Origin of the sequence: Streptomyces sp. NBC_01314 (assembly GCF_041435215.1) — a bacterium.
Lineage (GTDB): Bacteria > Actinomycetota > Actinomycetes > Streptomycetales > Streptomycetaceae > Streptomyces.
In genome coordinates this window covers 7,992,820-8,016,030 of the sequence record NZ_CP108394.1, presented here as the reverse complement: position 1 = coordinate 8,016,030, position 23,211 = coordinate 7,992,820, and the positions used below count along the sequence as shown (strand labels likewise).

The 23,211-nt window shown below is 71.6% G+C and carries 19 protein-coding genes and 1 riboswitch; of the genes, 10 read left to right on the top strand and 9 right to left on the bottom strand.

Features of this window, described 5'->3' with window-relative positions; genetic code table 11:
* Window positions 1-54: 54 nt before the first annotated feature.
* From OG622_RS35295 to OG622_RS35285, 3 genes are read right to left on the bottom strand one after another with little or no spacing between them, the layout of a single operon-like run.
* Window positions 55-1,134 carry a prenyltransferase gene (locus tag OG622_RS35295; RefSeq protein ID WP_371580684.1) on the bottom strand — a complete coding sequence of 360 codons (1,080 nt, stop codon included), beginning with the start codon at window positions 1,132-1,134 and terminating at the stop codon, window positions 55-57.
* Window positions 1,131-1,967 (bottom strand): class I SAM-dependent methyltransferase, encoded by an 837-nt coding sequence (locus OG622_RS35290; protein WP_371580683.1) that lies wholly within the window; start codon window positions 1,965-1,967, stop codon window positions 1,131-1,133. The genes OG622_RS35295 and OG622_RS35290 overlap by 4 nt, the downstream gene beginning before the upstream one ends.
* Window positions 1,961-3,457, bottom strand: a complete 1,497-nt coding sequence (locus tag OG622_RS35285) for a glycosyltransferase family 4 protein (protein ID WP_371580682.1) — start codon at window positions 3,455-3,457, stop codon at window positions 1,961-1,963. Before OG622_RS35285 ends, OG622_RS35290 begins: the two co-directional genes overlap by 7 nt.
* 217 nt (window positions 3,458-3,674) lie before the next feature.
* Here OG622_RS35285 and OG622_RS35280 point away from each other — a divergent pair, with 217 nt between their 5' ends.
* On the top strand, window positions 3,675-4,313 hold the full coding sequence (locus OG622_RS35280) for a TetR family transcriptional regulator (RefSeq protein WP_371580681.1): 639 nt from the start codon (window positions 3,675-3,677) through the stop codon (window positions 4,311-4,313).
* A gap of 272 nt (window positions 4,314-4,585) precedes the next feature.
* Here the strand turns inward: OG622_RS35280 and OG622_RS35275 are convergent, their stop codons facing one another.
* Genes OG622_RS35275 through OG622_RS35265 form a run of 3 tightly spaced genes read right to left on the bottom strand, consistent with a single transcriptional unit; the run spans window position 4,586 to window position 7,241 of the window.
* On the bottom strand, window positions 4,586-5,452 hold the full coding sequence (locus OG622_RS35275) for a tetratricopeptide repeat protein (RefSeq protein WP_371580680.1): 867 nt from the start codon (window positions 5,450-5,452) through the stop codon (window positions 4,586-4,588).
* A gap of 55 nt (window positions 5,453-5,507) precedes the next feature.
* Window positions 5,508-5,741 (bottom strand): ferredoxin, encoded by a 234-nt coding sequence (locus tag OG622_RS35270; RefSeq protein WP_371580679.1) that lies wholly within the window; start codon window positions 5,739-5,741, stop codon window positions 5,508-5,510.
* 6 nt (window positions 5,742-5,747) lie between these two features.
* Window positions 5,748-7,241: an aldehyde dehydrogenase gene (locus OG622_RS35265; protein ID WP_371580678.1), complete on the bottom strand. Its 1,494-nt coding sequence runs from the start codon at window positions 7,239-7,241 to the stop codon at window positions 5,748-5,750.
* A 281-nt stretch (window positions 7,242-7,522) separates the two neighbouring features.
* Between OG622_RS35265 and OG622_RS35260 the strand changes: the two genes are divergently transcribed.
* Window positions 7,523-8,551: an MBL fold metallo-hydrolase gene (locus OG622_RS35260; protein WP_371580677.1), complete on the top strand. Its 1,029-nt coding sequence runs from the start codon at window positions 7,523-7,525 to the stop codon at window positions 8,549-8,551.
* A gap of 53 nt (window positions 8,552-8,604) precedes the next feature.
* Here the strand turns inward: OG622_RS35260 and OG622_RS35255 are convergent, their stop codons facing one another.
* On the bottom strand, window positions 8,605-9,861 hold the full coding sequence (locus OG622_RS35255) for a phosphotransferase family protein (protein WP_371580676.1): 1,257 nt from the start codon (window positions 9,859-9,861) through the stop codon (window positions 8,605-8,607).
* Between the two features lie 48 nt (window positions 9,862-9,909).
* Window positions 9,910-10,044: riboswitch (cobalamin riboswitch) on the top strand.
* A gap of 115 nt (window positions 10,045-10,159) precedes the next feature.
* Here OG622_RS35255 and OG622_RS35250 point away from each other — a divergent pair.
* The 6 genes from OG622_RS35250 (at window position 10,160) to OG622_RS35225 (ending at window position 17,056) form a co-directional block, all read left to right on the top strand.
* Entirely contained in the window at window positions 10,160-11,521 is a 1,362-nt protein-coding gene (locus OG622_RS35250; protein ID WP_371580675.1) for a prenyltransferase/squalene oxidase repeat-containing protein, read from the top strand.
* 98 nt (window positions 11,522-11,619) lie between these two features.
* Complete coding sequence (locus OG622_RS35245; RefSeq protein WP_371584319.1) at window positions 11,620-12,330, top strand: SCO2322 family protein; 711 nt, start codon at window positions 11,620-11,622, stop codon at window positions 12,328-12,330.
* A gap of 122 nt (window positions 12,331-12,452) precedes the next feature.
* Window positions 12,453-13,571 (top strand): energy-coupling factor transporter transmembrane component T, encoded by a 1,119-nt coding sequence (locus tag OG622_RS35240; protein WP_371580674.1) that lies wholly within the window; start codon window positions 12,453-12,455, stop codon window positions 13,569-13,571.
* Complete coding sequence (locus tag OG622_RS35235; RefSeq protein ID WP_371580673.1) at window positions 13,568-15,433, top strand: ABC transporter ATP-binding protein; 1,866 nt, start codon at window positions 13,568-13,570, stop codon at window positions 15,431-15,433. The genes OG622_RS35240 and OG622_RS35235 overlap by 4 nt, the downstream gene beginning before the upstream one ends.
* Window positions 15,430-16,296 carry an ECF transporter S component gene (locus tag OG622_RS35230; protein ID WP_371580672.1) on the top strand — a complete coding sequence of 289 codons (867 nt, stop codon included), beginning with the start codon at window positions 15,430-15,432 and terminating at the stop codon, window positions 16,294-16,296. The genes OG622_RS35235 and OG622_RS35230 overlap by 4 nt, the downstream gene beginning before the upstream one ends.
* A 349-nt stretch (window positions 16,297-16,645) precedes the next feature.
* Complete coding sequence (locus tag OG622_RS35225) at window positions 16,646-17,056, top strand: transglycosylase SLT domain-containing protein (protein WP_371580671.1); 411 nt, start codon at window positions 16,646-16,648, stop codon at window positions 17,054-17,056.
* Window positions 17,057-17,214: 158 nt separating this feature from the next.
* On the opposite strand, the gene OG622_RS35220 is transcribed toward OG622_RS35225, so the two are convergent.
* On the bottom strand, window positions 17,215-17,640 hold the full coding sequence (locus OG622_RS35220) for an ATP-binding protein (RefSeq protein WP_371580670.1): 426 nt from the start codon (window positions 17,638-17,640) through the stop codon (window positions 17,215-17,217).
* Window positions 17,641-17,731: 91 nt separating this feature from the next.
* On the opposite strand from OG622_RS35220, the gene OG622_RS35215 reads away from it, so the two are divergent.
* Complete coding sequence (locus OG622_RS35215; protein ID WP_371580669.1) at window positions 17,732-18,580, top strand: Scr1 family TA system antitoxin-like transcriptional regulator; 849 nt, start codon at window positions 17,732-17,734, stop codon at window positions 18,578-18,580.
* On the top strand, window positions 18,540-18,821 hold the full coding sequence (locus OG622_RS35210; protein WP_371580668.1) for a DUF397 domain-containing protein: 282 nt from the start codon (window positions 18,540-18,542) through the stop codon (window positions 18,819-18,821). Before OG622_RS35215 ends, OG622_RS35210 begins: the two co-directional genes overlap by 41 nt.
* Here the strand turns inward: OG622_RS35210 and OG622_RS35205 are convergent.
* Window positions 18,804-22,640 carry a helix-turn-helix domain-containing protein gene (locus tag OG622_RS35205; protein WP_371580667.1) on the bottom strand — a complete coding sequence of 1,279 codons (3,837 nt, stop codon included), beginning with the start codon at window positions 22,638-22,640 and terminating at the stop codon, window positions 18,804-18,806. The genes OG622_RS35210 and OG622_RS35205 overlap by 18 nt on opposite strands.
* Between the last annotated feature and the right edge of the window lie 571 nt (window positions 22,641-23,211).

Below are 23,211 nucleotides of genomic sequence, written 5' to 3'. Positions count from 1 at the left end.
GGATGCACCGCCATTGAGGGGTGTGTGCGGCCCCACCGGACCCGCACACGCCCCTCAGCAGCACTCCGATTCGTCGAAGTCGTCCAAGCCGCGCGGCAACCGCTCACCGCCGAAGACCGCACACGTCGCCTCGTCGCCGCCCAGCGCGGCCACGGCAAGCAACAGGGATCCGGCGGTCCAGGAGGTCAGCTCCTCGGGCCAGACTGCCTGGTCCTCGTAGACGTAACCCGTCCAGTACAGGCCGGAGTCGGCGTCGCGGAGGTGCTGGATGGACTGGAGGATGTCGAGGGCGCGGTCGGACTCGCCCATCACCCAGAGCGCCAGGGCGAGTTCGGCGGACTCGCCGCCGGTCACCCACGGGTTGGGGACCACGCAGCGGACGCCGAAGCCGGGCACGACGAAACGGTCCCAGCCTTCCTCGACACGGGACTTGGCCTCGATGCCGGTGAGCGCGCCGCCGAGCACGGGGTAGTACCAGTCCATCGAGTAGCGGTCCTTGTCGAGGAACCGCTCGGGATGCCGGCGTATCGCGTGCCGGAGCGCGCCGACCGCCAACTCCCAGTCCGGCTGCGGCTCTTCGCGCTGTTCCGCGATGGCGAGAGCGCAGCGCAGCGCGTGATGGACCGACGAACTGCCCGTCAGCAGCGCGTCGTTCACCGGTGTGCCGTCGTCCTCACGCTTCCAGCCGATCTGGCCGCCGGGCTGCTGCAGCCGCAGGACGCATTCGATCGCCGCGTAGACGGCGGGCCACATGCGGTCGAGGAAGGTGTCGTCGCCGGTGGCCAGGTAGTGGTGCCAGACGCCGACGGCTATGTACGCGACGAAGTTGGTCTCGCGGCCTCGGTCGGTGACGTCGTCGGCGTCCCCGTCGGCGTACGCGGCGTACCAGGAGCCGTCGCCGTTCTGGTGCCGGCGCAGCCATTCGTAGGCGCGCTCGGCGGCCTCGTGCTCGCCGGCCGCGTCCAGGGCCATGGCCGCCTCGGTGTGGTCCCACGGGTCGAGGTGGTGCCCGCGGAACCAGGGGATGGCACCGTCCGCGCGCTGCACCGCGAGGATGCCGCGCACGGTGGCGGCGGCCTCCTCTGCGGTGAGGACCCCGGGCAGGACCAGGTGTTCTGTCCGGGGCGTCGTCACTTGGCGTCCGCCCCGGCCTTGGTTCCGGCTTCCTCGAACGGCCCGGCCTTCTCGGACGGCCCGGCCTTCTCGGACGCTCCGGCTTCCTCTGGGATCCCGGCTTCCTCCGGGATCCGGGGAAGGTGCGGCTTGGTCGCGTACGCCACGAAGCTCTTGCCGATGAGCGGGTTCAGCGCCTCCTCGGCGACCCGGGTGGCCAGCGGCTTCTTCATGATGTCCCAGACCAGCAGCTTGTGGTACGCCCGCACGGGCAGCGCCTTGTCGTTGTCGACGCCGAACGCGCACTTCAGCCACCAGTACGGCGAGTGCAGGGCGTGCGCGTGGTGGGTGCCGTACGGCTTGAGGCCCGCCTCACGGATCTTGGCCAGGAGTTCGTCCGCCTTGTAGATGCGGATGTGGCCGCCCTCGACCTCGTGGTAGGCGTCGGAGAGCGCCCAGCAGACCTTCTCGGGGCCGTAGCGCGGGACGGTGATGGCTATGCGGCCGCCGGGCCGCAGCACCCGGACCATCTCGGCGAGTACGCCCTTGTCGTCGGGGATGTGCTCCATCACCTCGGAGATGATGACGACGTCGAAGGACTCGTCGGGGAAGGGCAGCGCGAGGGCGTCGCCCTCCATGGCGGTGGCGGTGGCGCCTTCCGGGGCCTCCCCGGCCTCCTTCATCGCCGCGAACCACTTGGCGACCTCGCGGATGTCCTCGGCGTTCTGGTCGAGGGCCACGACCTGGGCGCCGCGCCGGTAGCACTCGAAGGCGTGCCGGCCCGCTCCACAGCCGAGATCCAGGACCCGGTCCCCCGGAGCGAGCGGGAACCGGGAGAAATCGACGGTCAGCACGTGGCCCTGCTTTCGCGGTTGGCGCTTTCGCGGTTGGTCTCGACTGCTTCGTCGACGACTTCGACAGCCTTGTGGGCTTCGACAGCCTCGTGGGTTTCGACGAGTTCGGCGGCTTCGACGGTGTGGTCCGCCGCCGGTACGGCGCTCGCGGCGGCCCCCGCCGGACGGCCCTCGGCGCGGGCGATCACCTCGCGGTAGTGGGCGACCGTGCCCTCGGCGGCGCGGGCCCAGGTGAACCGGGTGAGGACCCGCTCGCGTCCCGCGCGGCCGAGCCGCCGCCGGAGTTCCGGGTCGCCGAGGAGCCGGCTCAGTCCGGCGGCCAGGGCGCCCGGGTCGCCCGGGGGCACCGCGAGGCAGGTCTCGCCGTCGGGTCCGGCGACCTCCGGTATGGCCCCGCCGGTGGTGGCGACCAGCGGCGTACCGGTGGCCATGGCCTCGGCGGCGGGCAGCGAGAACCCCTCGTACAGCGAGGGGACACAGGCCACCTCGGCCGAGCGGACCAGGTCGACCAGCTCGGCGTCCGATATGCCCTTGACGAACTCGACGGCGCCTTCGAGGCCGTACCGCTCGACGGCCTGGGCGACCGGGCCCTCGGCGGGCCGCTTGCCGACGACGACCAGATGGGCGGCGGGGTGCTCGGCGCGCACCTTGGCGAGCGCCTCGACGAGGAAGACGAGCCCCTTCAGCGGCACGTCCGCGCTTGAGGTGGTGACGATCCGGCCCGGTACCTGTGGCACGGCCGGATTCGGCGAGAAGAGGTCGGTGTCGGCGCCGATGTGCACGACGTGCATACGGTCGTCTCGTACGCCGAGGTGGTCGACGATCTCCTGGCGGGAGGTGCCGGAGACGGTGAGCACTGACGGCAGCCGCCGTGCGACCCGCTTCTGCATGCGCGTGAACGCGTACCAGCGGCGCACGGACATCCGCCGCTGCCACCCCTCGGCCGCGTCCAGCTCCAACTGCCGGTCCACGGTGATGGGGTGGTGGATGGTGGTGACGAGGGGCGCGCCCACATCGCCCAACAGCCCGTACCCGAGCGTCTGGTTGTCGTGGACGACATCGAACTCGCCGCGCCGGGCGCGCAGATGACGGCGGGCGCGGAGCGAGAAGGTCAACGGCTCCGGGAACCCGCCGGTCCACATCGTCGCCACTTCGAGGGCGTCGACCCAGTCGCGGTACTCGTCCCGCTTCGGGGTGCGGAAGGGGTCGGGCTGCCGGTAGAGGTCGAGGCTGGGCAGCTCGGTGAGGGAGATCCCGCCCGGACCGTCGGCGGGCACGGTGTCCTCGTCGAGCACGGGGTACGGCTGGGAACCGATCACCTCGACCCGGTGGCCGAGGCGTGCCAGCTCTCGCGAGATGTGCCGTACGTAGACGCCCTGCCCCCCGCAGAACGGGTTCCCCTTATAGGTGAGGAGCGCGATGTTGAGCGGTCGCTCGCCGTCCGCAGCGAGGTCATGCCGAGACCCCGCCTGACTGGCCTCAGCGGTCACTCCTGGCCCCCTTCTCACTGCGATTTCCCGTGAGATTACGACGAGACGGTAATCTAGAACAAGTTTCAGAGTTGATCGTTCAAGAGGCTCTGAATCTACCGGCTGGTAGAACCGCTGTGAGGGGTGGATCGGGTGATTCACGCCACGGCCCGCGCCCTGGCATGCTATTTGATCTCATACCCTCACCGACCGTCACGACTGTCACGGAACGAGACCCATGCCTGCGGAAGTCAAGGTGGAAGCCGTCGCGGGGCGACCGGACTCACCGCCCCTCACGGAGCGACAGGAGGCCCGTCGGCGCCGCATCCTGCACGCGAGCGCCCAGCTGGCCAGCCGGGGCGGTTTCGACGCCGTGCAGATGCGTGAGGTCGCCGAGTCCTCGCAGGTCGCCCTCGGCACGCTCTACCGCTACTTCCCCTCCAAGATTCATCTGCTGGTCGCCACCATGCAGGACCAGCTGGAGCACATGCACGGCACGCTCCGCAAGAAGCCCCCGAGCGGCACGACGGCGGCCGAGCGCGTCGCCGAGACCCTGATGCGCGCCTTCCGCGCCCTCCAGCGCGAGCCCCACCTCGCCGACGCCATGGTCCGCGCGCTCACCTTCGCCGACCGCAGCGTCAGCCCCGAGGTCGACCAGGTCTCGCACCAGACGACCGCGATCATCCTGGACGCCATGGGCCTGGAGAACCCGAGCGCGGAGCAGCTGTCGGCGGTCCGTGTCATCGAACACACCTGGCACTCGGCCCTCATCACCTGGCTCTCCGGCCGCGCCTCGATCGCCCAGGTGAAGATCGACATCGAGACGGTGTGCCGCCTGATCGACCTGACGGCCCCGGAGCAGCGGACGCGGGCATAAAAAAGACCTACGAGACGGGTTCCCTGCGCCGGTACTGCTTGTCCGGCTCAGGTGCCGAGGGTCACCGTCAGGCCCTGTCCTGCGACCTTCCGGCCTCTCAGCCCGACCGTCGACGTCGGCATCGGCGGATCTGCTACCTCGCGCCACTGTCGGCTACTGCGGTCGGCTCCCTCACTCGTCTCGTAGGCTGATTTCTACGATAGAACACCCACGCGGGAATACAACCCCCTCAAGGGGATTTTTTCGAGCAATTCCGACAATGACGGAACGCGCTAACCCGCGGCTTCCAGACCGCTCCAGCTCCGCCCGATCGCCTTCTCGCCCGCCCACCGGTCGAGCAGCCCGCGAGCCTCGTCCTCCGGGGCCGCCAGGGACACGCGCTGGGCGCCCGCGAGCGCCGGCCGGGGCTCCTTGTGGAGGGTGCCCTCGCTGCAGCAGGCGCAGTGCGTCGTCAGGCTGCCGGCGGGTTCCGCCGCGAAGTCGTGGTCGGCGAAGAGGGTGGTGAGGGCTTCCAGGTCGGCGGGGTCGCCGACCGCGACCGTCACCTGGAACGTGGGCAGGTCGGACGGTTCGAAGAGGAGCAGTTCGTCGAAGACGGGGTAGGTCGCGCCGTCGACGACGCGTTCGCCGTTGGGCTGGCCGTCGTGGAGGACGATCTCGCCGTAGCGGCGGCCGCCGGTCACGGGCACGTTCATCACGCGCCCGCGCGTCGGGCACAGCCGGTCGATCCACACCACCTCACGTGCGCCATCGGTGTCGAGGCGCACGCAGGCCTGGCCGAAGCGGCCGTCGATCTCGCCCTCGCCGTCGGGCAGCTGGATGCCGAAGCCGGTCCAGGCGTCGCGGGCGGTGGCCCAGTCGCGGCGGATCGTGGCGGCGATGCCGAGGTTCCAGTACGCGGGGTCGCCCTCGCCGCGCGGTGCGCGGGCGGCGGCCTGGATGCCGAGCTCGTACGCCTTGTCCCAGTTGCGCAGGAACTTGTGGCCGAGCGCGGCGTCGTACCACCACTCCGCGCTCGGCTTCTCGTCCGGGAAATGGGCGAGCACCTGTTCGTAGAGGTCGGCGGCGCGCTGCCACTCCTCGGCGTCCCAGGCCACGTACGCCTGCTTGATCAGCTCCATGGCCTCGGACTTCCGCACGCTTCCCGCCCCGACTTCCCGATCGTTCCTGTACCGACCGCAGAGCGTAGGCCTCCTAGTCCTCCGGCGGGAACACCGGCTCCCCGCTGCCCAGGAGGGCGATCGTGATCGCCTCCACCGGGCAGCCCTCCGCCGCCTTCAGGATGCGTTCGTTGGCATCGGTGTCGGGGGCGGCGGGGTGGGACTGCATGGCGGAGTCGAGGCGGAAGGCTTCCGGGGCGAGGTGGGTGCACTGGGCGGAGCCGATACAGAGGGAACGGTCGACCTCCACGTGCCAGCGGTCACCCATGCCCTGTCAGTCCTCTCCGTCGACGGTAACGGTGACGACGGTGGGCGGCTCGTACCCGGCCGGCAGATGGATCATCTTGTGCTCCAGGTACTCGCCGTAGCCCTCGGGGCCGAACTCCCGTCCCAGGCCGGAGTTCTTGTAGCCGCCGAAGGGGCCGAGCATGTCGAGGCTGAAGGTGTTGACGGAGTAGGTGCCGGTGCGGACCTGGCGGGCGATGTCGATGCCGTGTTCGTCGTCTGCGGTCCAGACGCTGCCGCTGAGGCCGTAGTCGGAGTCGTTGGCGATGCGTACGGCCTCGGCCTCGTCGCCGTACGGGAGGAGGCAGATCACCGGGCCGAAGATCTCCTCGCGGGCGATGCGCATGGAGTTGTCGACGTCGCCGAAGAGGGTCGGCTCGACGTACCAGCCGCGTTCCAGGCCGGCCGGACGGCCGCCACCGGTGAGGATCTTGGCACCCTCCTCCTGGCCGATGCGTATGTAGTCGAGGCTGCGGCGCTGCTGGCGGGCGGCGACGAGGGGGCCGAGTTCGGTGGCGGGGTCGAGGGGGTCGCCGATCTTGAGCGCGGAGGCGTAGGCCGCGAAGGCCTCGGCGAACTCGTCATAGCGGCTGCGCGGGACCAGGATGCGGGTCTGGGCGACGCAGGCCTGCCCGTTGATCATCCAGGCGAAGGGGGAGATGCCGTTGACGGCCGTCTGCGCGTCCGCGTCCGGCAGGATCACGGCCGCCGACTTGCCGCCCAGCTCCAGGGTGACGCGGGTGAGGTTGCGGGCGGCGACCTCCATGACCCGTTTGCCGGCGGCGACCGAGCCGGTGAAGGAGACCTTGTCGACGCCCGGGTGCCCGACCAGGTACTCGCTGACCTCGCGGTCGGCGGGAAGGATGGAGAGAACACCTTCGGGCAGGCCGGCCTCGGCGGCGATCTCCGCCAACAGGTAGGCGTCCAGGGGGGTTTCGGGCGACACCTTCAGGATCGCCGGGCAGCCCGAGAGGAGGGCGGGAGCGAGCTTCGCGGCGGCGGTGAACTGCGGGACGTTCCAGGGGACGATCGCCGCGACCACGCCGACCGGCTCGCGCCGGACGAGGATCTTGCCGAGCACGCCGTCCCGCCGCTCCTCGTACGTGAATCCGCGCGCCGTCGTGATCGCCGCGTCCCACACCAGCATCGAGGCGAGCGCCTGCACCATCACGCTGGAGGTGAACGGGGTGCCGTTCTCGGAACTGATGATCCGGGCGAACTCCTCGTGCCGTACGGCGAAGGCGTCCTTGATGCGGGCGACGACCTCGATCCGTTCGTCGAGGGTCATACGTGGCCAGGGGCCGTGGTCGAAGGCGTGGCGCGCGGCGGCCACGGCCCGGTCGACGTCCGCGCGCGACGCGTGCGGGACGCGACCGATGACCTCCTCCGTGTGCGGCGAGACCACCTCGATGACGTCCGTGCCCAGGGGGTCGGTCAACTCCCCGCCGATGAACAGCTGTCCGTGTTCCACGAGTTCGGTCATGGCCGACTGCCTCCCGGAGCCAGTTCTCTTCTCCAGCAAGTTCCAAGTTCGCGAGTCCGCAGGTGCGCAGACTTAGATTCAGATTCAGATTCCGACCCAGACTCAGATTCTGACGAGTCATCAGATCGTGAGGGATAGGGAACAGATACCAGTTCCAGTGAGAGGAGTCCACGGACTGCACACCGGATCATCCGGACTCCCGGTGGAACCCGTTCTAGTTATAGTGGCCGGAGCGCGCGGTGATCGGGTCATCAACGGGGCATCGACGACAGGGGGAGCGCATGACACACGTGCACGATCACGGCGGAGGCGTACGGTCCGTCGAGGTCCCCATCCCGGACAACCCGCTCGGCCACACCCTCGTGTACGTCGTCGACACCGACCGCGGGCCGGTCCTCGTCGACACCGGCTGGGACGACCCGGCGTCGTGGGACACGCTCGCCGCGGGTCTGACGGCCTGCGGTACGTCGGTCGCGGAGATCCACGGGGTCGTGATCACGCACCACCACCCCGACCACCACGGGCTGTCGGGGGCGGTGCGCGAGGCGTCCGGGGCGTGGATCGCGATGCACGCGGCGGACACTGCGATCGTACGGCGCACGCGCGGGACCGGCCCCGACCGCTGGTTCACGTACATGACGGACAAACTCACGGCCGCGGGCGCACCCGAGGAACACCTCGCCCCACTGCGCAGCCCGCGCCGCCCCCGCGCCCTGCCCGGTTTCTCCCCCGCGCTCCCCGACCGCGAGATCGTCCCCGGGGAACTCCTCGACCTCCCCGGCCGCCGCGTCCGCGCGATCTGGACGCCGGGCCACACGCCCGGCCACGTCTGCCTCCATCTGGAGGAGGAGCATCCCTCCCGGCTCCCCGGCCACGGCCGCCTGTTCTCCGGCGACCATCTCCTCCCCGAGATCAGCCCGCACATCGGCCTGTACGAGGACCCGGACGACGACACCGTCACCGATCCCCTCGGCGACTACCTCGACTCCCTGGAACGCGTCGGGCGCCTCGGCGCCGCCGAGGTCCTGCCCGCCCACCAGTACGCGTTCACCGACTCCGCCGCCCGCGTACGGGAGTTGCTGGCCCACCACGAGTCCCGGCTCACCGGCCTGCTCGCCCTCCTCGCCTCTCCCCTCACCCCCTGGCAACTCGCCGAACGCATGGAGTGGAACCGCCCCTGGCCCCAGATCCCCTTCGGCTCCCGCAACATCGCGGTCTCCGAGGCGGAGGCGCATCTGCGGCGACTGGTGAAGCTGGGGCGGGCGGAGGCGGTGACGGGGAGCGATCCGGTGACGTATGTGGCGGTGTGAGGGGCTTTCGTCGAGGCTGGAGGCCGCCGCCGCGCCCTCACCAGGCCGTGCTCTCAGGCCACCGTCGCCGGAAGCATGAGGGAGCGGATCAACTCCTCGGCGGCTCCCACGAGTTCCACTTCGCGCGCGGTCATCGTCGGGTTGGCCGCGCGGCGCCGTCCCGCCTCGACGAGTCCCTCCTCCGTCAGGGCGGAGGGGCCGTCGGGCTGCTGGGCGAGGAGGAGGGAGACGAGTGTGGCGTGGGCCATCTCGGCACGGAAGTCGGCGGTGTCGACGGCGACTTGGGCGAGGATCACTGCGGACGTACCCCAGTCGAGGCCGGGCGGCCCCTCCTCGGCAGTGCTCCAGTCGATGACCCGGGGGCCGTGGGTCGTGAGGATGACGTTCTCGGGGTGCAGGTCCAGGTGGAGGACGCGGGGTGTGGGCGCTGTGGACGACGCCCCGCGGGTGGGGGGCGGCGCGGCGGCGGTGGGGCTGAGGGAGTGGCCGGGCGTATGACTGCGGGGCGGGGAGATGTCTTGGCTGCCGGGCAGGGAGATGTCTTGGTCGCGGGGCGGGGAGATGTCCTGGCCGCGGGGCGTGCAGAGCGCTTGGTTGCGAGGCGGGAGGGCATGGAGGGAGTGCAGGAGGCGTGCCAGGGTGGCGCCGACCTGCGCCGGGTCGAGCAGACCGGTGGCGACGGCCTCCAGCATCGTCGGGCCGGACAGCCGCTCCAGCACCATTTCCGTACGGCTCGCCGAGCGCACGCGCGGGACGGGGTACCCGTGGGCCCGTACGTGCTCCATGATCTCGGCCTCGGCGGCCGCGTCACCCCAGCCGTCCCGGTAGCGCCGCAACACCCAGGCACCGACGGCGCCTTCCGGGCTCCCGGTTCGGCCGGTTGCGGCACGGCCGCCGAGGCCGCGACGGCCGCCGCGCCCGCCGACTTCGCCACGGTCGCCGGGGCCACCAGGGCCGCTGGCTGCGTCACGGTTTCCAGGTCCGCCGTCCCCGGACGGCCCCTCGGCCCAACCGAGCGCGTCGCCTCGGCCGCTCCCGCCGGCTCCGTCGGCCGCGAAATGGCCGTTGGGCCCATCGACCGTGTGGTGTCCGTCGGCTGCGGCGGGTCCGGTAAGCCCGTTGCGCCCGGGGCGCCCACCGCGTCCGGTATGTCCGTCAGCTCCGTCACCGTCGTCGAGTCCGTCGGGGGCGGTGGCTTCGCTGTGGGCGACGAGGGTGGCGGGCCCGGCCGTCGCGGACTCGCTTTCGTCGGTGTGGAGTTCGTACACGTCGGCCGTGCGGCCGGACCCCAGCAGTCTCCCCGTGCGCATGGCCCGAACCTATCCCGGCGCACCAACTGCCCTCAGGCTTTTGGCTACCGGCAGGTAGAGTGACCGGGTCGTCATCACACCCGTACGGGGGGAAGCCGGTGCAAATCCGGCGCTGACCCGCAACCGTGAGCCGACCCCGGCAAGGGGGAGGCAAGTCGGACTGCCCTGTACGGAATCGTGACCGGCTCGCGTCACCGGCGGCCCGCCGGTGTACGGCACCGTCGAGGAATACGGAGCCGAGCCGCCCGGCGCTTCGCCGTGCGCCCGGCTCCCCGTCAGGGAGAGGCAGCCGCCGATCATGAATGTCCGCCGCAGCGCCGCGGTAGTCGCCGTACTGGCCGTCACAGCCGGGCTCGGCACCGGACTCGGTGGCGGATTCGGTGGCGGATTCGGTGGCGGTTTCGCGCCGGTCGCTCTCGCCGACGACGCGTCTCCCGTGGCATCCGCCGCTCCCTCCGCCTCGCCGTCGCAGGCGATCCCCACCGGCCTGTACGGCTCCACCGACCCCACGTACGACGGTGTCTGGCGGCAGTCCCTCGCGCTGCTCGCGCTGGACACCGTGGAGGAGAAGCCCGGTGCCGGCGCCGTGCGGTGGCTCGTCGGGCAGCAGTGCGCGAGCGGGGCGTTCGCGGCGTACCGGGCCGACGCCACCGCGCGGTGCGATGCCAGGACGACGGTCGACACCAACAGCACGGCCGCCGCGGTCCAGGCGCTCGCCGCGGTCGGAGGACAGGACGCCGAGACGGGGCGGGCGGTGCGCTGGCTGAAGGACAACCAGAACAAGGACGGCGGCTGGGGCTACACCGCCGGCGGGCCCAGCGACGCGAACTCGACGTCCGTCGTGATCGGCGCGCTGACCGCCGTGGGCGACGCCCCCGACAAGCAGAAGAAGGCCGGCAACTCGCCCTATGACGCCCTCCGCGCCCTCGCCATCCCCTGCGGGGACGGGGAGAAGGACGGCAAGGGGAGTGGGAAGGACGGCGGGAACGACGGCGGCGCCTTCGCCTATCAGCCCGACAAGAAGGGCGGTCTCGCCGCGAACGCCGACGCCACGGCCGCCGCCGTACTCGGCAGCCTGGGCAAGGGGTTCGCCGCCGAGGCGGGGAACGGGCCGGGGAAACAAGGGGATTCCGTCGGGGAGTGCGTTTCGGGTGACTCGCCGGAGGATCTGGCCCACAACGGGGCCGACTACCTGGCCGGCGCCCTCGCCGCCGACGGTTTTCTGACGTCCGCCCTCGCGGGTGCGGAGGATCAGCCCGACCACGGCAACACCGCCGACGCGGTCGTCGCGCTCGCCGCCGCCGGGGACAAGGGCGCGACCGCGAAGCCGCTCGCCTGGCTGGAGAAGAACTACGGCGTCTGGGCGGCCAAGGCCGGCCCCGCCGCGTACGCCCAGCTCGTCTTCGCCGCGCACGCCGCCGGTGACGACCCGCGCGACTTCGGTGGCGCCGACCTCGTGGCCCAGCTGAAGGAGACCGGTCCGGCGCGCGACGTGGACGACTACTCCTCCATACCGAGCGACGAGACCGCCACCGGGGAGGAGGACGGCGCCGGTCTCGGGGCTGGCGCGTGGTGGGCGATCGGGTTCGGGCTCGCCGTTGTCGGGGGCGTCGTCGGGTTCGTACTGGTGAGGGCCGGCAGGAAGCGGCGGGAGGCGTGATCGGCCGCCGGAGGGCCGCCGCGATCAGGTCGACTGCCGCGCCGACGGGCTCGTCGTGGTCGGCCTCGCCTCTTCTGCCCCGGCCCCGGCTGCGTGGCGTGTTGCCGCTGCTGAGCGGCATCCTGCTCCTGCTGGGGAGCGTGGGCGTGGGGCAGGCTCATGCCTCGGCGTACCGCTACTGGTCGTTCTGGGATCGGGACGGTTCGGCCTGGACGTATGCCACGCAGGGACCGTCGACCGCGCGGCCGTCCGACGGGGATGTCCAGGGGTTCCGGTTCGCGGTCAGCAGGGACTCCGCGGACGCGGCCCAGCCGCGTGGGGCCGCCGACTTCGCCGCGATCTGTGGGGAAACAGCCGCGCGGGGTGGGGAGAAGCGGGTCGCGCTGGTCATCGACTTCGGTACGGCGGCGGACGCGCCGGCCGGTGAGACGCCGCCGACGGCGCGTACGGCGTGTGCGCGCGTTCCGGACGACGCGAGTACGGCCGAGGCGTTGGCGTCCGTCGCGAAGCCGCTTCGGTACGACACGAACGCGATGCTCTGCGCGATCGCCGACTATCCGGGGAAGGGGTGCGGTGAGGCGGTCGGCTCCGATGCCGATGCCGATGCCGATACCGGCGCCGATGTCGATACCGATGCCGGGGGCGATCCCACCGGCGACGCCCGCACGGACGAACCGAGTTCGCCGCCCGCTGGCGCTGTCACCTCCGACGAAGGGGGCGGGCCGTCCGTCGGGCTGCTCGCGGGCGTGGGAGTGGTCGCCGTGCTGGGGGCCGCTGCGGTGTGGCAGGCGCGGCGGCGTCGGAGGTAGGGCGGATGCGGTGGTGGCGGAAATTCAGCCGACCGGCACAACTACCCGCGGCCGAGACGACGGGGCGGGAAGCCGGCCCAGCGGCACGACTGCCGGTGGTCAGGGGGAGCAGGGAGCTCGGCGTGCACCCCCTCGCCTGGTGGGTCTGGGCCCTCGGGCTCGCGACTGCCGCGTCCCGTACCACCAACCCCCTTCTCCTCTGCCTCCTCGTCGCGGTCGCCGGATACGTCGTGGCCACGCATCGGACCGACGCGCCCTGGGCCCGGTCGTACACCGCGTTCGTGAAGCTCGGTCTCGCCGTACTGCTCATTCGGCTGGTCTTCGCGATCGTGCTGGGCTCGCCCATCCCCGGTACGCACACCCTGTTCACGCTCCCCGAAGTGCCACTGCCCGACTGGTCACAGGGGATCCGACTCGGTGGCCGGGTCACAGCGGAGGGGTTTCTGTTCGCGCTGTATGACGGGCTGCGGCTGGCCACCCTGCTGATCTGCATCGGCGCCGCGAACGCCCTCGCGAACCCGGCGCGGCTGCTCAAGTCGCTCCCCGGCGCCCTGTACGAGGCGGGCGTCGCCGTGGTGGTGGCGATGACGTTCGCACCGCATCTGGTGGCGGACGTCCAGCGGTTGCGGGCCGCGCGGCGGCTGCGAGGGCGGCCGGACCGGGGCGTACGGGGGCTGCTGCACGTCGGACTGCCCGTGCTGGAGGGCGCGTTGGAGCGATCGGTCGCGCTCGCCGCCGCGATGGACTCGCGCGGCTACGGCCGTACCGCACAGGTCCCCGCCCCGGTCCGCCGTACGACCGCCGCGCTCACCCTCGGCGGGCTGCTCGGCGTCTGCGCGGGAACGTACGGCGTACTGACCGCCGAGGGCGGCACCTACGGCCTCCCCGTGCTGCTCGCCGGGCTGGCCGCCGCGCTCACCGGACTGCGGCTGGGCGGCCGTCGCTCGCCGCGCACCCGCTACCGGCCGGACGTGTGGGGCGGGCGCGCGTGGCTGGTGGCCGGGTCCGGCATCGCCGTCGCCGTGCTGCTGATCGTCCTCGGCGCGTACGACTCCGCCGCCCTGCACCCCACCGTCGTACCCCTCACCTCCCCGGACCTCCCCCTCCGGCCGGCCGCCGCGATCCTGCTGGGCCTACTCCCCGCGTTCGTGGTGCCCGCCCCACCGAAGCCCGCCTCGTCGAGGCCCGCCCCGCCGCGCACCCAGCCGAACGCCGCCCCACCGACGAAGGAACCCGCGTGATCCGCTTCGAGGATGTCTCCGTGACGTACAAGGGAGTGGCGGAACCCACCGTCCAGGGCGTGGACTTCGAGGTCCCGGAGGGTGAACTCGTGCTGCTCGTCGGGCCGTCGGGCGTCGGCAAGTCGACGGTGCTCGGGGCGGTGAGCGGGCTCGTGCCGCACTTCACCGGCGGCACCCTGCGCGGCCGGGTCACGGTGGCCGGGCGGGACACCCGTACGCACAAGCCTCGTGAACTCGCCGACGTGGTCGGCACGGTGGGGCAGGACCCGCTGTCGCACTTCGTGACGGACACCGTCGAGGACGAACTCGCCTACGGGATGGAGTCGTTGGGGCTCGCTCCGGACGTCATGCGGCGCCGGGTGGAGGAGACGCTCGACCTGCTGGGGCTCGCCGGGCTCCGCGACCGTCCCATCGCCACGCTCTCCGGCGGCCAGCAGCAGCGCGTCGCCATCGGGTCCGTCCTCACCCCGCACCCGCGTGTGCTCGTCCTCGACGAGCCGACCTCGGCGCTGGACCCGGCCGCCGCCGAGGAGGTCCTGGCCGTGCTCCAGCGACTCGTCCACGACCTCGGCACGACCGTCCTGATGGCCGAACACCGCCTGGAACGCGTCGTCCAGTACGCCGACCAGGTCGCCCTCCTCCCGGCCCCCGGTGCCCCGTTGACCCTCGGCACCCCGGCCGAGATCATGGCGGTCTCTCCCGTGTATCCGCCGGTGGTGGACCTCGGGCGGCTGGCGGGCTGGTCCCCACTGCCGCTGACGGTGCGGGACGCCCGCCGCCGCGCGGGACCACTGCGGGAACGCCTCGCGACTCGAACACCGGACACCACCCGCGCTCCAAAGGGGCGCGGGGAACCGCCCGATCAACCACAACCCACCCGCACCCCGCGACGCACAGAAGCCCCCGAGCTCCCCCCGGCCCGCCCCTCCCCCCTCCTCCGGCGCCTCCTCGGCAAACATTCCACCCCTCCCACCCCCTCACCTCCCGCCGAACCGGCGACAGTCAGGGCCCTCGATGTCCACCGCGGCCACGTCCACGCCCTCACCCACATCGACCTCACCGTCACCCCCGGCGAGACGATCGCTCTCATGGGCCGCAACGGCGCCGGCAAATCCACGCTCCTCTCCGCGCTGGTCGGACTGGTGGAACCGGCGGCCGGTTCGGTGCGCGTGGGCGGGCTGACGCCACACCGCACGGCGCCGAAGGATCTCGTACGCCGGGTCGGGCTCGTACCGCAGGAGCCGCGCGACCTCCTGTACACCGACACCGTCGCGGCGGAGTGCGCGGCGGCGGACCGGGACGCGGGGGCCGAGCCGGGCACGTGCCGGAGGCTCGCCTCCGAGCTGCTGCCCGGGATCGGGGACGACACTCACCCCCGTGACCTGTCGGAGGGGCAGCGGCTGGCCCTCGCGCTCGCGGTCGTCCTCACGGCCCGCCCACCGCTGCTCCTCCTCGACGAGCCGACCCGGGGCCTCGACTACGCGGCCAAGTCCCGCCTGGTCACGACCCTGCGCGGGCTCGCCGCCGACGGCCACGCCATCATCCTGGCCACGCACGACGTGGAACTGGCCGCCGAGCTGGCCCACCGCGTCCTGATCCTCGCCGACGGCGAGATCGTCGCCGACGGCCCGACCCCCGAGGTCGTCGTCGGCTCCCCCTCCTTCGCCCCCCAGGTCACAAAGATCCTCGCACCCCAGAAGTGGCTGACCGCAGCACAGGTACGACGCGCCCTGCGGGCGGCCGGGCCGGAGGAACGGGGCGGGGCCGAGCTGGAAAAACAGGCTGGAGTCAAGGCGGAAGGGCAGGCCGGGGACGAGCCGGAGGAAAAGGGCGGGGCCAAGGCGGAAGGGCGCCAGCCATGAGCGGCTCCTCCCCCACCGACACCGAACCCCCCACCCCCGCTCGCCGCCGCCCACGTCCCCGCCCCGTCCCCCTCTCCCCCCGCACCATCGCCGCCCTCGTCCTCGTCAGCCTCATCGGTGCGGCGGCTTTCAGCTGGCCCTTCTTCGCGGACCCCGGCTCGCAGGTGACCGCGCACGCGAAGGACGCGCCCTGGCTGTTCGCGGGGCTGCTGGTGCTGCTGGTCGGGGTCGTCGGCGCGACGCTCTCCGAGGCCGGGCTGGGGGCGAAGGCGGTGGCGATGCTCGGGGTGCTCGCGGCGACCGGGGCGGCGCTGCGGCCGATCGGAGCGGGGACGGCCGGCATCGAGCCGATGTTCTTCCTCATGCTCCTCAGCGGCCGCGTCCTCGGCCCCGGCTTCGGCTTCACCCTCGGCGCGGTCACGATGTTCTCGTCCGCGCTGCTCACGGGCGGTGTGGGGCCGTGGATGCCGTTCCAGATGCTGTCGATGGGATGGTTCGCGATGGGCGCCGGACTGCTGCCGGGCGCGCACCGCCTGCGCGGCCGTACCGAGCTGGCCCTGCTCGCCGCCTACGGCTTCGTCGCCGCCTTCGCCTACGGCACGGTCATGAACCTCTACGGCTGGCCCTTCATCGACACGCTCGCCTCGAACATCGCCTTCGACGAGTCGGCGGCCCCGGCGGCGAACCTCGCCCGTTTCGTCGCGTACTGCCTGGCCACGTCCCTCGGCTGGGACCTGGGCCGCGCGGTCGTCACCGTCGCCCTGACCCTCACCCTCGGTACCCCGGTCCTGAAGGCACTGCGCCGGGCCACCCGCAGGGCCGCCTTCGAGAGCGCGGTCACATTCACCCCGCCCACCCGATGACCCACACGAACCGCACCACTCACCGTCCGTTACATGAGCCGTGAACCACCACACAGGACCCACATCACATACGAACCGGGCTCGTAGATCGAAGTACGTGACGTGCACACGCCCTTACCCGCGCTGACCAGCACTTTGAGAGCCACGTCACAGAGGGCACCTTCACCGCGAATACGACTACAACTAGCAAAAAGGGTCATTGCGGACGGCCGCTCCGGCTGTTTCCCTGGAGGAGTCGCAACGGCGCCGACGAGCCCACCCGGGCCTCGGCGCCGACGTACGCCCCCACCGCACAGCACGTGGTGAAGGCATGCCCGCGACGGCCGTGTCCCCGAAGAAAAGGATCCCCGTGACCGTCTCCGTTCTCCGCCGCATCGCCTCCCCGAAGAAGGCCCTCGCCGGTGTCACCCTGGCCGCTGCCGCCACCGGTGCCCTGTTCGCCGCCGCGCCCGCCCAGGCCGCGTCGGAGGCCACTCAGGCGCAGGCTGTGGCGAAGAAGATGATCGCGGACTCGGCCCAGTACAAGTGCTTCTCCAACATCGTCGACCACGAGAGCGACTGGAACATCAAGGCGACGAACTCGTCCTCCGGCGCATACGGCCTGGTCCAGGCCCTGCCCGGCTCGAAGATGTCCACCGCGGGCTCCGACTGGAAGACCAACGCCGCCACGCAGATCAAGTGGGGCGTGGACTACATGAAGGACCGCTACGGCAGCCCCTGTGGCGCGTGGAACTTCTGGCAGGCCAACAACTGGTACTGATCCAGCAAGACCCGCACCACCAGCGCGAGCTGCACGGCTGACACGGACGAAACAACCGGCACAGCCGACCCAGACCGAAGGCGGCGGCCCCCGATCCCCGGGGCCACCGCCTTCGCCGTCCGCACGGCACGTTCCCGCCGCGGCGAACGGCGACCGCTTCAGTCGGCGCCGCCCCGGCACTCGAACCACACCGTCTTGCCCCCGGCCCCCCTGGGCCCCACCCCCCACTTGTCGGACACCGCGCCCAACAGTGTGAGGCCGCGCCCGCGTTCCGAGTCCGGCGGCAAGTCGTCCCGCACGACGGGGAGCTGAGCCGACCCGTCGCCCACCTCCACCCGCACCCCGGCCGCCGCCCGCAGCAACAGCAGCGTGCACCGCCGGTCCGGGACATGCCGTACGACGTTGGCGAGCAGCTCCGTCACGCCCAGCTCGACGGCGTCGGTCAGCTCCGGCAGCTCCCACTCGTCGAGATACGAGCGGACGATATGGCGGATGTGATGCGCCGAGTGCTCACCGACGGTGAGGCTGATCCGGTACTGGGCGGGTGGGGCACCCAGGAGGAAGGGGGGAAAGTATGCGTTCACGCCCCAAGACTGACCCGACGCGGCTACTCTCAGCTACAGATCGGACACAACCTGTTGAAGAGTGGGTTCAAGCTCGACGGAGGGACCGCACGTGACCCAGATCCACACCCTCGACCCCGGCGCCTCACCACTGGACTACTACGGCTACGAGTTGCGGCGCTGCCGCGAGGCCGCGAGCCTGACGCAGAAGCAGTTGGGGGACATCCTCGGGTACACCGCGTCGCTGGTGGGACAGATCGAAACCGCGAGAAAATGCCCGACGCTGGAGTTCAGCGAGCGGGTGGATGTGGCGCTGGAGACGGGCGGGCTGCTGTCCCGGCTGGCGGTGCTGGTGATGCGCAGTCAACTTCCGGCCTGGTTTCAGCAGGTGGCGGAGATCGAGGTTCGGGCCGCCGAGATCTACACGTTCCAGACGCACTTGATCCACGGCCTGCTCCAGACAGAGAACTACGTACGCGCTGTACTGGGCGCCCTGGACGAGACCGACCTCGACGAACGGACCGCCGTACGACTCGCCCGCCAGCGCATCTTCGAGAAGGAGGAGCCACCGGTCCTGTGGGCCGTCATCAGCGAAGCCGCGCTCTACCAGAAGCTCGGTGGCGCGGATGTCATGCGGGGCCAATTGTTGAAACTGTTGGCCTTCGAGAAGAATCACCGAATCAACGTCCAGGTTCTGCCTTTCGAGGCCGGAGCACACGCGGGACTACAAGGCTCATTCAACCTCTACCGCTGCCGCCAGGACCCGGACATCGTCTACACCGAGGGCTACGGAAGTGGGCATCCGACCGCGAACCCGGACACCGTAAGGGACTGTTCACTCCGTTACGATCATCTTCAAGCCGCTGCCCTCTCCCTCAGGGACTCGGCAGAGCTGATCCGGCGCGTGATGGAGGAACGCTATGCAGAGCAACGGGATTCCGGTGCGGACCGAGTGGCGTAAGTCCAGCTACAGCGGCGACCAAGGCGGCGATTGCGTCGAGTGCGCGCCGCTCGGCCCCCTGGCCTGGCGCAAGTCCTCGCACAGCAGCGACCAGGGCGGTGATTGTGTAGAGATCACCGAAACCCCCTGCCCCATCATCGCCATCCGCGACTCCAAGAACCCGGCGGGACCCCAACTCACCCTGGCCCCCGCCGCGTTCAGCACCTTCCTCGGCTGGGCGGCGTCAGCAGACGCCGCCTGACTCCTGGTCCGGGAGGTACAAGGCCCGCTCCTGCCGGGTGAGGTCGCGGTGGACCGCTCGGCAGATGTTGGTGATCGACTTGTCCGGGGCGGGCAGATCCACGTTCCACAGGCGCAGGCGACCCTCGTATTCTCCGGTCGCGAGGGTGTGACCGTCCGGGCTGAAAGCCATCGCCCGGGGGCCATCACCGTGGCCGGTGAGGGTCGCGCGCGCGTACCCCGTGGCGGTGTCCCAGAGCCGTACCGTGGTGTCGGAGGCGGCGGTGGCGAGGGTGCGGCCGTCCGGGCTGAACGCCACCCTCACCGAGGCTTCCGTGGTGCCCGCGGTCAGGGTGGCGTCGAGCTGTCCCGTCCCGGTGTTCCACAACCGGACCGTGCCGTCGGAGGAACCGGTGGCGAGCGTACGGCCGTCCGGGCTGAACGCCATCGACTCGATCTGCCGGTACATGATGTAGTCGTCGTCCGCGTAACGCGTCGGTGCGGGGCGGCCGGTGGGGTCGGTCAGCGTGAGGCGGACGCGTCCGGTGTCGGGATCCCGGAGCCGGACCTTCTCGTCGTTGCCCCCGGTGGTGGCGAAGACCTCGCCCGTGGGGCTGAACGCCAGCACCGAACTCTCCTCGTCCTTGGGGAAGGAGACACGGGGACGACCGGTCGGCACGTCCCACAGCACCAGTCCGTCGCTGCCCACCGTCACCAGCGTCCGGCCGTCGGGGCTGTACACCATCGCGTTGACGAACCGGCTGGGGAGCGTGGTCCGCAGACGTCGGGTGGCCGGGTCCCACAACTCCGCGTCGGCGTCGTTGGTGAGGGCGAGCGTCCTGCCGTCCGGGCTGAACTCCAGTGACCCCACGAGGGTCACCTCACCGGTGAGTACGCTTCTCGTACGGCGCGTGACCGGGTCCCACAGCCGTACCACCCCGGCCATGTCCCGGATCTCCTGGGTCATCCGGACACTGGCGGTGGCGAGGGTGTCACCGTCGGGGCTGAACGCGACCGCTTCGATACTGCCGCCCGGCACGGTCACCGTGGCTCGGGGCCTGTGCGTGGTCACGTTCCAGAGCCGGACACTGACCCGGTCGCCGCCCGCGAAATTGCTGTCCTCGTTGCCCGCCGCCAGTTGCCTCCCGTCAGGGCTGAACGCCACCGACATCACGGGGCTGGTGTGGCCGGTGAGGGTGGTGTCGGCACGTCCGGTGGCGAGGTCCCACAGGCGAACCGTGCCGTCGTAGCTGCCGGCGGCCAGGGTCTTGCCGTCCGGGTCGAACGCCATGGACTCGACGCGGCTGCTGGCACTGGTGAGGGTGGTCCGCTGCCTGCCGTCGGCCACGTCCCACAGATGGACGGTGCCGTCCTCGGTGCCGGTGGCCAGGATCTTCCCGGCGGAGTCGAACGCCAGTGAACTGACCACTCCCGTACTGCTCTTGAGGGTGGACAGCACTCTTCCGGTGTCCAGGTCCCACAGCTGTGCGGTGCGGTCCCGGGTGCTGGTGGCCAGCGTGCGTCCGTCCGGGCTGAACGCCACCGCCATCTCCAGACCGGTGGGGCCCTTGAGCGTGGTCGCGACACGGCCGGATGCCACGTCCAGCACCTGCCCGTTCTCTCGTACGGCCAGTGCTCGGCCGTCATGGTCGAAACCCACGGACGCCAGGCTGTTCTCCTCGGTCACGCGGGCGGTGAGCGAATCCCGGACGCGTCCGGTGGCCGCGTCCCGCAACCGCACCTCCTCACCGCCGCCGGTCGCGAGGGTCCTGCCGTCCGGGCTGAAGGCCACGGTCCGCACGAGTCTGGTGTGGTCTCCGCCGGTGAGCACCTTCCGGGTGCGGCCGGTCGCCGGGTCCCACAGCCGCACCGTGCCGTCGAAACTCCCCGTGGCGAGGGTCTTCCCGTCCGAGCTGTAGACCAGGGTGGACACGGTCCCGGTGTGCCCGGTCAGCCGGCGTTCCAGCGGGACGGCCGCCGCGGCGTACAGGCTGCGCGTGGCCTCGCGGGTGGGGCTCGTCCGGTACGCCTTGACGGCCAGCAGCGAGGCGAGGTCGGTGTCGCTCTCCAACAGCGCGGCGGACTGGGCGGCCAGCTGCCGGGACAGGCCCTCGCGTTGGGCGTTCACGGCGCTCTGGCGCTGCCAGTAGGCGACGGCCGTGGCGGTGAGCGCGAGGGCCAGGAGGCAGGCGAGGGAGCCGACGAGGACGCGCAGGCGTCGCGTGGTGCGGGCCCTGGCCCGTTCCTCCTGGTCGAGGGCGGTGAGACTCTCGGTGAGGAAGGCGGCTTCCTGGTCGGTCAGGTCGTCGGTGTGACGGGGGCCCCCGAAGTACTCCCGTGCCGTGACGAGCCGGCTGCCCCGGTACAGCGCGCCCGTGTCACGGCCCAGCTCCTCCCAGGTCCGGGCCGCCTCGGTCAGTTGCCGGTGGGCGCGCAGACGGTCCCGGTCCTCCTCGATCCAGCCGCGCAGCCGGGGCCAGGCGGTGATGAGCGCCTCGTGGGCGACCTCGACGGTCGGGCCGTCGAGGGTGAGGAGGCGGGCCCGGGTGAGGGCCTCCAGGACCTGGGCGACCTCCGCCCGACCGGTGCCCGTGGTCTTCAGCTCGGCCCTGTCGGCGGGCCGGCGTGTGTCGGGCGTGCCGTCCCCCGGGGAGATCAGCCGCAGCAGCACCCGGCGGGCCGTGGCCGCCTCGCCGTGGGTGAACCGGCCGTACATGTCCTCGGCGGTCTTGGCGATGGCTCCGTCCAGGCCGCCGGCCGCCTCGTACCCGGCGAGGGTCAGCGTCTTGCCCCGGCGGCGCCGCCAGGTCTCCAGCAGGACGTGCGACAGCAGCGGCAGACCGCCGGGCGCGTCGGTGATCTCGTCGACCAGCCGCGTGGTCAGCGCCCGTTCCACCGTCAGCCCGGCAGCCGCCGCCGGCTTGACGACGACCTCGCGCAGCTCCGCCGAACTCATCGGCCCGGCCAGCAGATTGGCGTCGCCCAGCGCCTCGGCCAGCTCACGGTGCTCGGCGCAGCGGCCGTAGAAGTCCGCGCGCACCGCCAACAGCACCCGCAACCGGCTCTCCGGCTCGCGCGCGGTCAGCAACAGGTCGATGAAGCGGGCCCGTTCGGCCGCGTCGTGGCAGAGGGTGAAGACCTCCTCGAACTGGTCGACGACCACGAGGGTGTCACCGGAGCCGGTGCGGGTGCCGGTGCCTGTGCCGATACCTGCGTCGGTGCGTGTGCCGGTGCCTGCGTCGGTGCCTGCGTCGGTGCCGTTCGTCTCCAGCAGCAGCTCATGGGTGCGGGCCAGTTGCTCGCCGGGGGTCAGGATCCGGATCGCGGACGGCCGCAGTCCCTGCTCCTCGGACTCGCGCAGGACGGGGATCAGACCGGCGCGCAGGAGTGAGGACTTGCCGATCCCCGACGGGCCGAAGACCGCCGCGAACCGTCGGCGGCGCAGCAGGTCCACGAGTTCCGCGGTGAGCCGGTCCCGGCCGAAGAAGAGCCCGCTGTCGTCGGCCTCGAACCGGGCCAGCCCCCGGTACGGCGGCTCCGCGCCCTCCCCGTCCTTGTCCGGGTCCGACGCGGCGGCCTCCTCGACCGCCTGGTGCCACCGGATCTCCCACTCCCCCGGATCGCCCCCGCAGGCCCGTACGAAGGCCAGGGCCACCGCCAGCGTGGGCAACTGCTCGCCGCCCGCCGCCTGGGAGAGGGTGGTGATCGAGTAGCCCGCCTGCTCGGCCATCGCCCGGTAGGTGAGGCCGCCCGCCTCGGTCCGCAGTTTCCGCAACTCGAACGCGAACCGCTGCACCGGCCCGGCCCCCGGATCGACCGGCACCTCACGACGACCCGCCACCGCGCTGTTCCCCTCCCACCACACCCACACCGTCCCGGACAACCACCGTACGCATCCGGCCACCTAAGCGGAGAGATCGCGTCCGGCCATTGTTTGGCATGCTCGGCACCCGTGCCAAACAATGCGCGACCCGGTGAAATCAGTGGTGTGGGCGGTACGGGGGCCGCACACGACGGGGGATCGTGCGGCACGGCCACGGGGGACATGCCGCTCACGGGGGAAAGCGGCGGCGCGACCGGTCGCCACGGGGGAAAGAGGCGGCACGGGGGACGTGGCCGCCACGGGGGAAGGCCCTGCTGGCCGCGGGACGACCAGCAGGGCCACTTCCGTCTCCGGGCGCCGACCGACAGCCGGACAGCCACCGGCCACCGGCCACCGGCCACCGGCGCCACTGTCCGCTCGCCGCCGACCGGACAGCCATCAGCCATCAGGTGAGCCGTCAGGCGCCAGCCTTCAGCCCCAGCCTTCAGCCTCAGCCTTCAGCCTCAGCCTTCAGCCGGACAACAGCCACCGCACCACGGTCGGCCGACAGCGGCGGGCGGCGGGCGGCGGGCGGCGGGCGGCGGGCGAC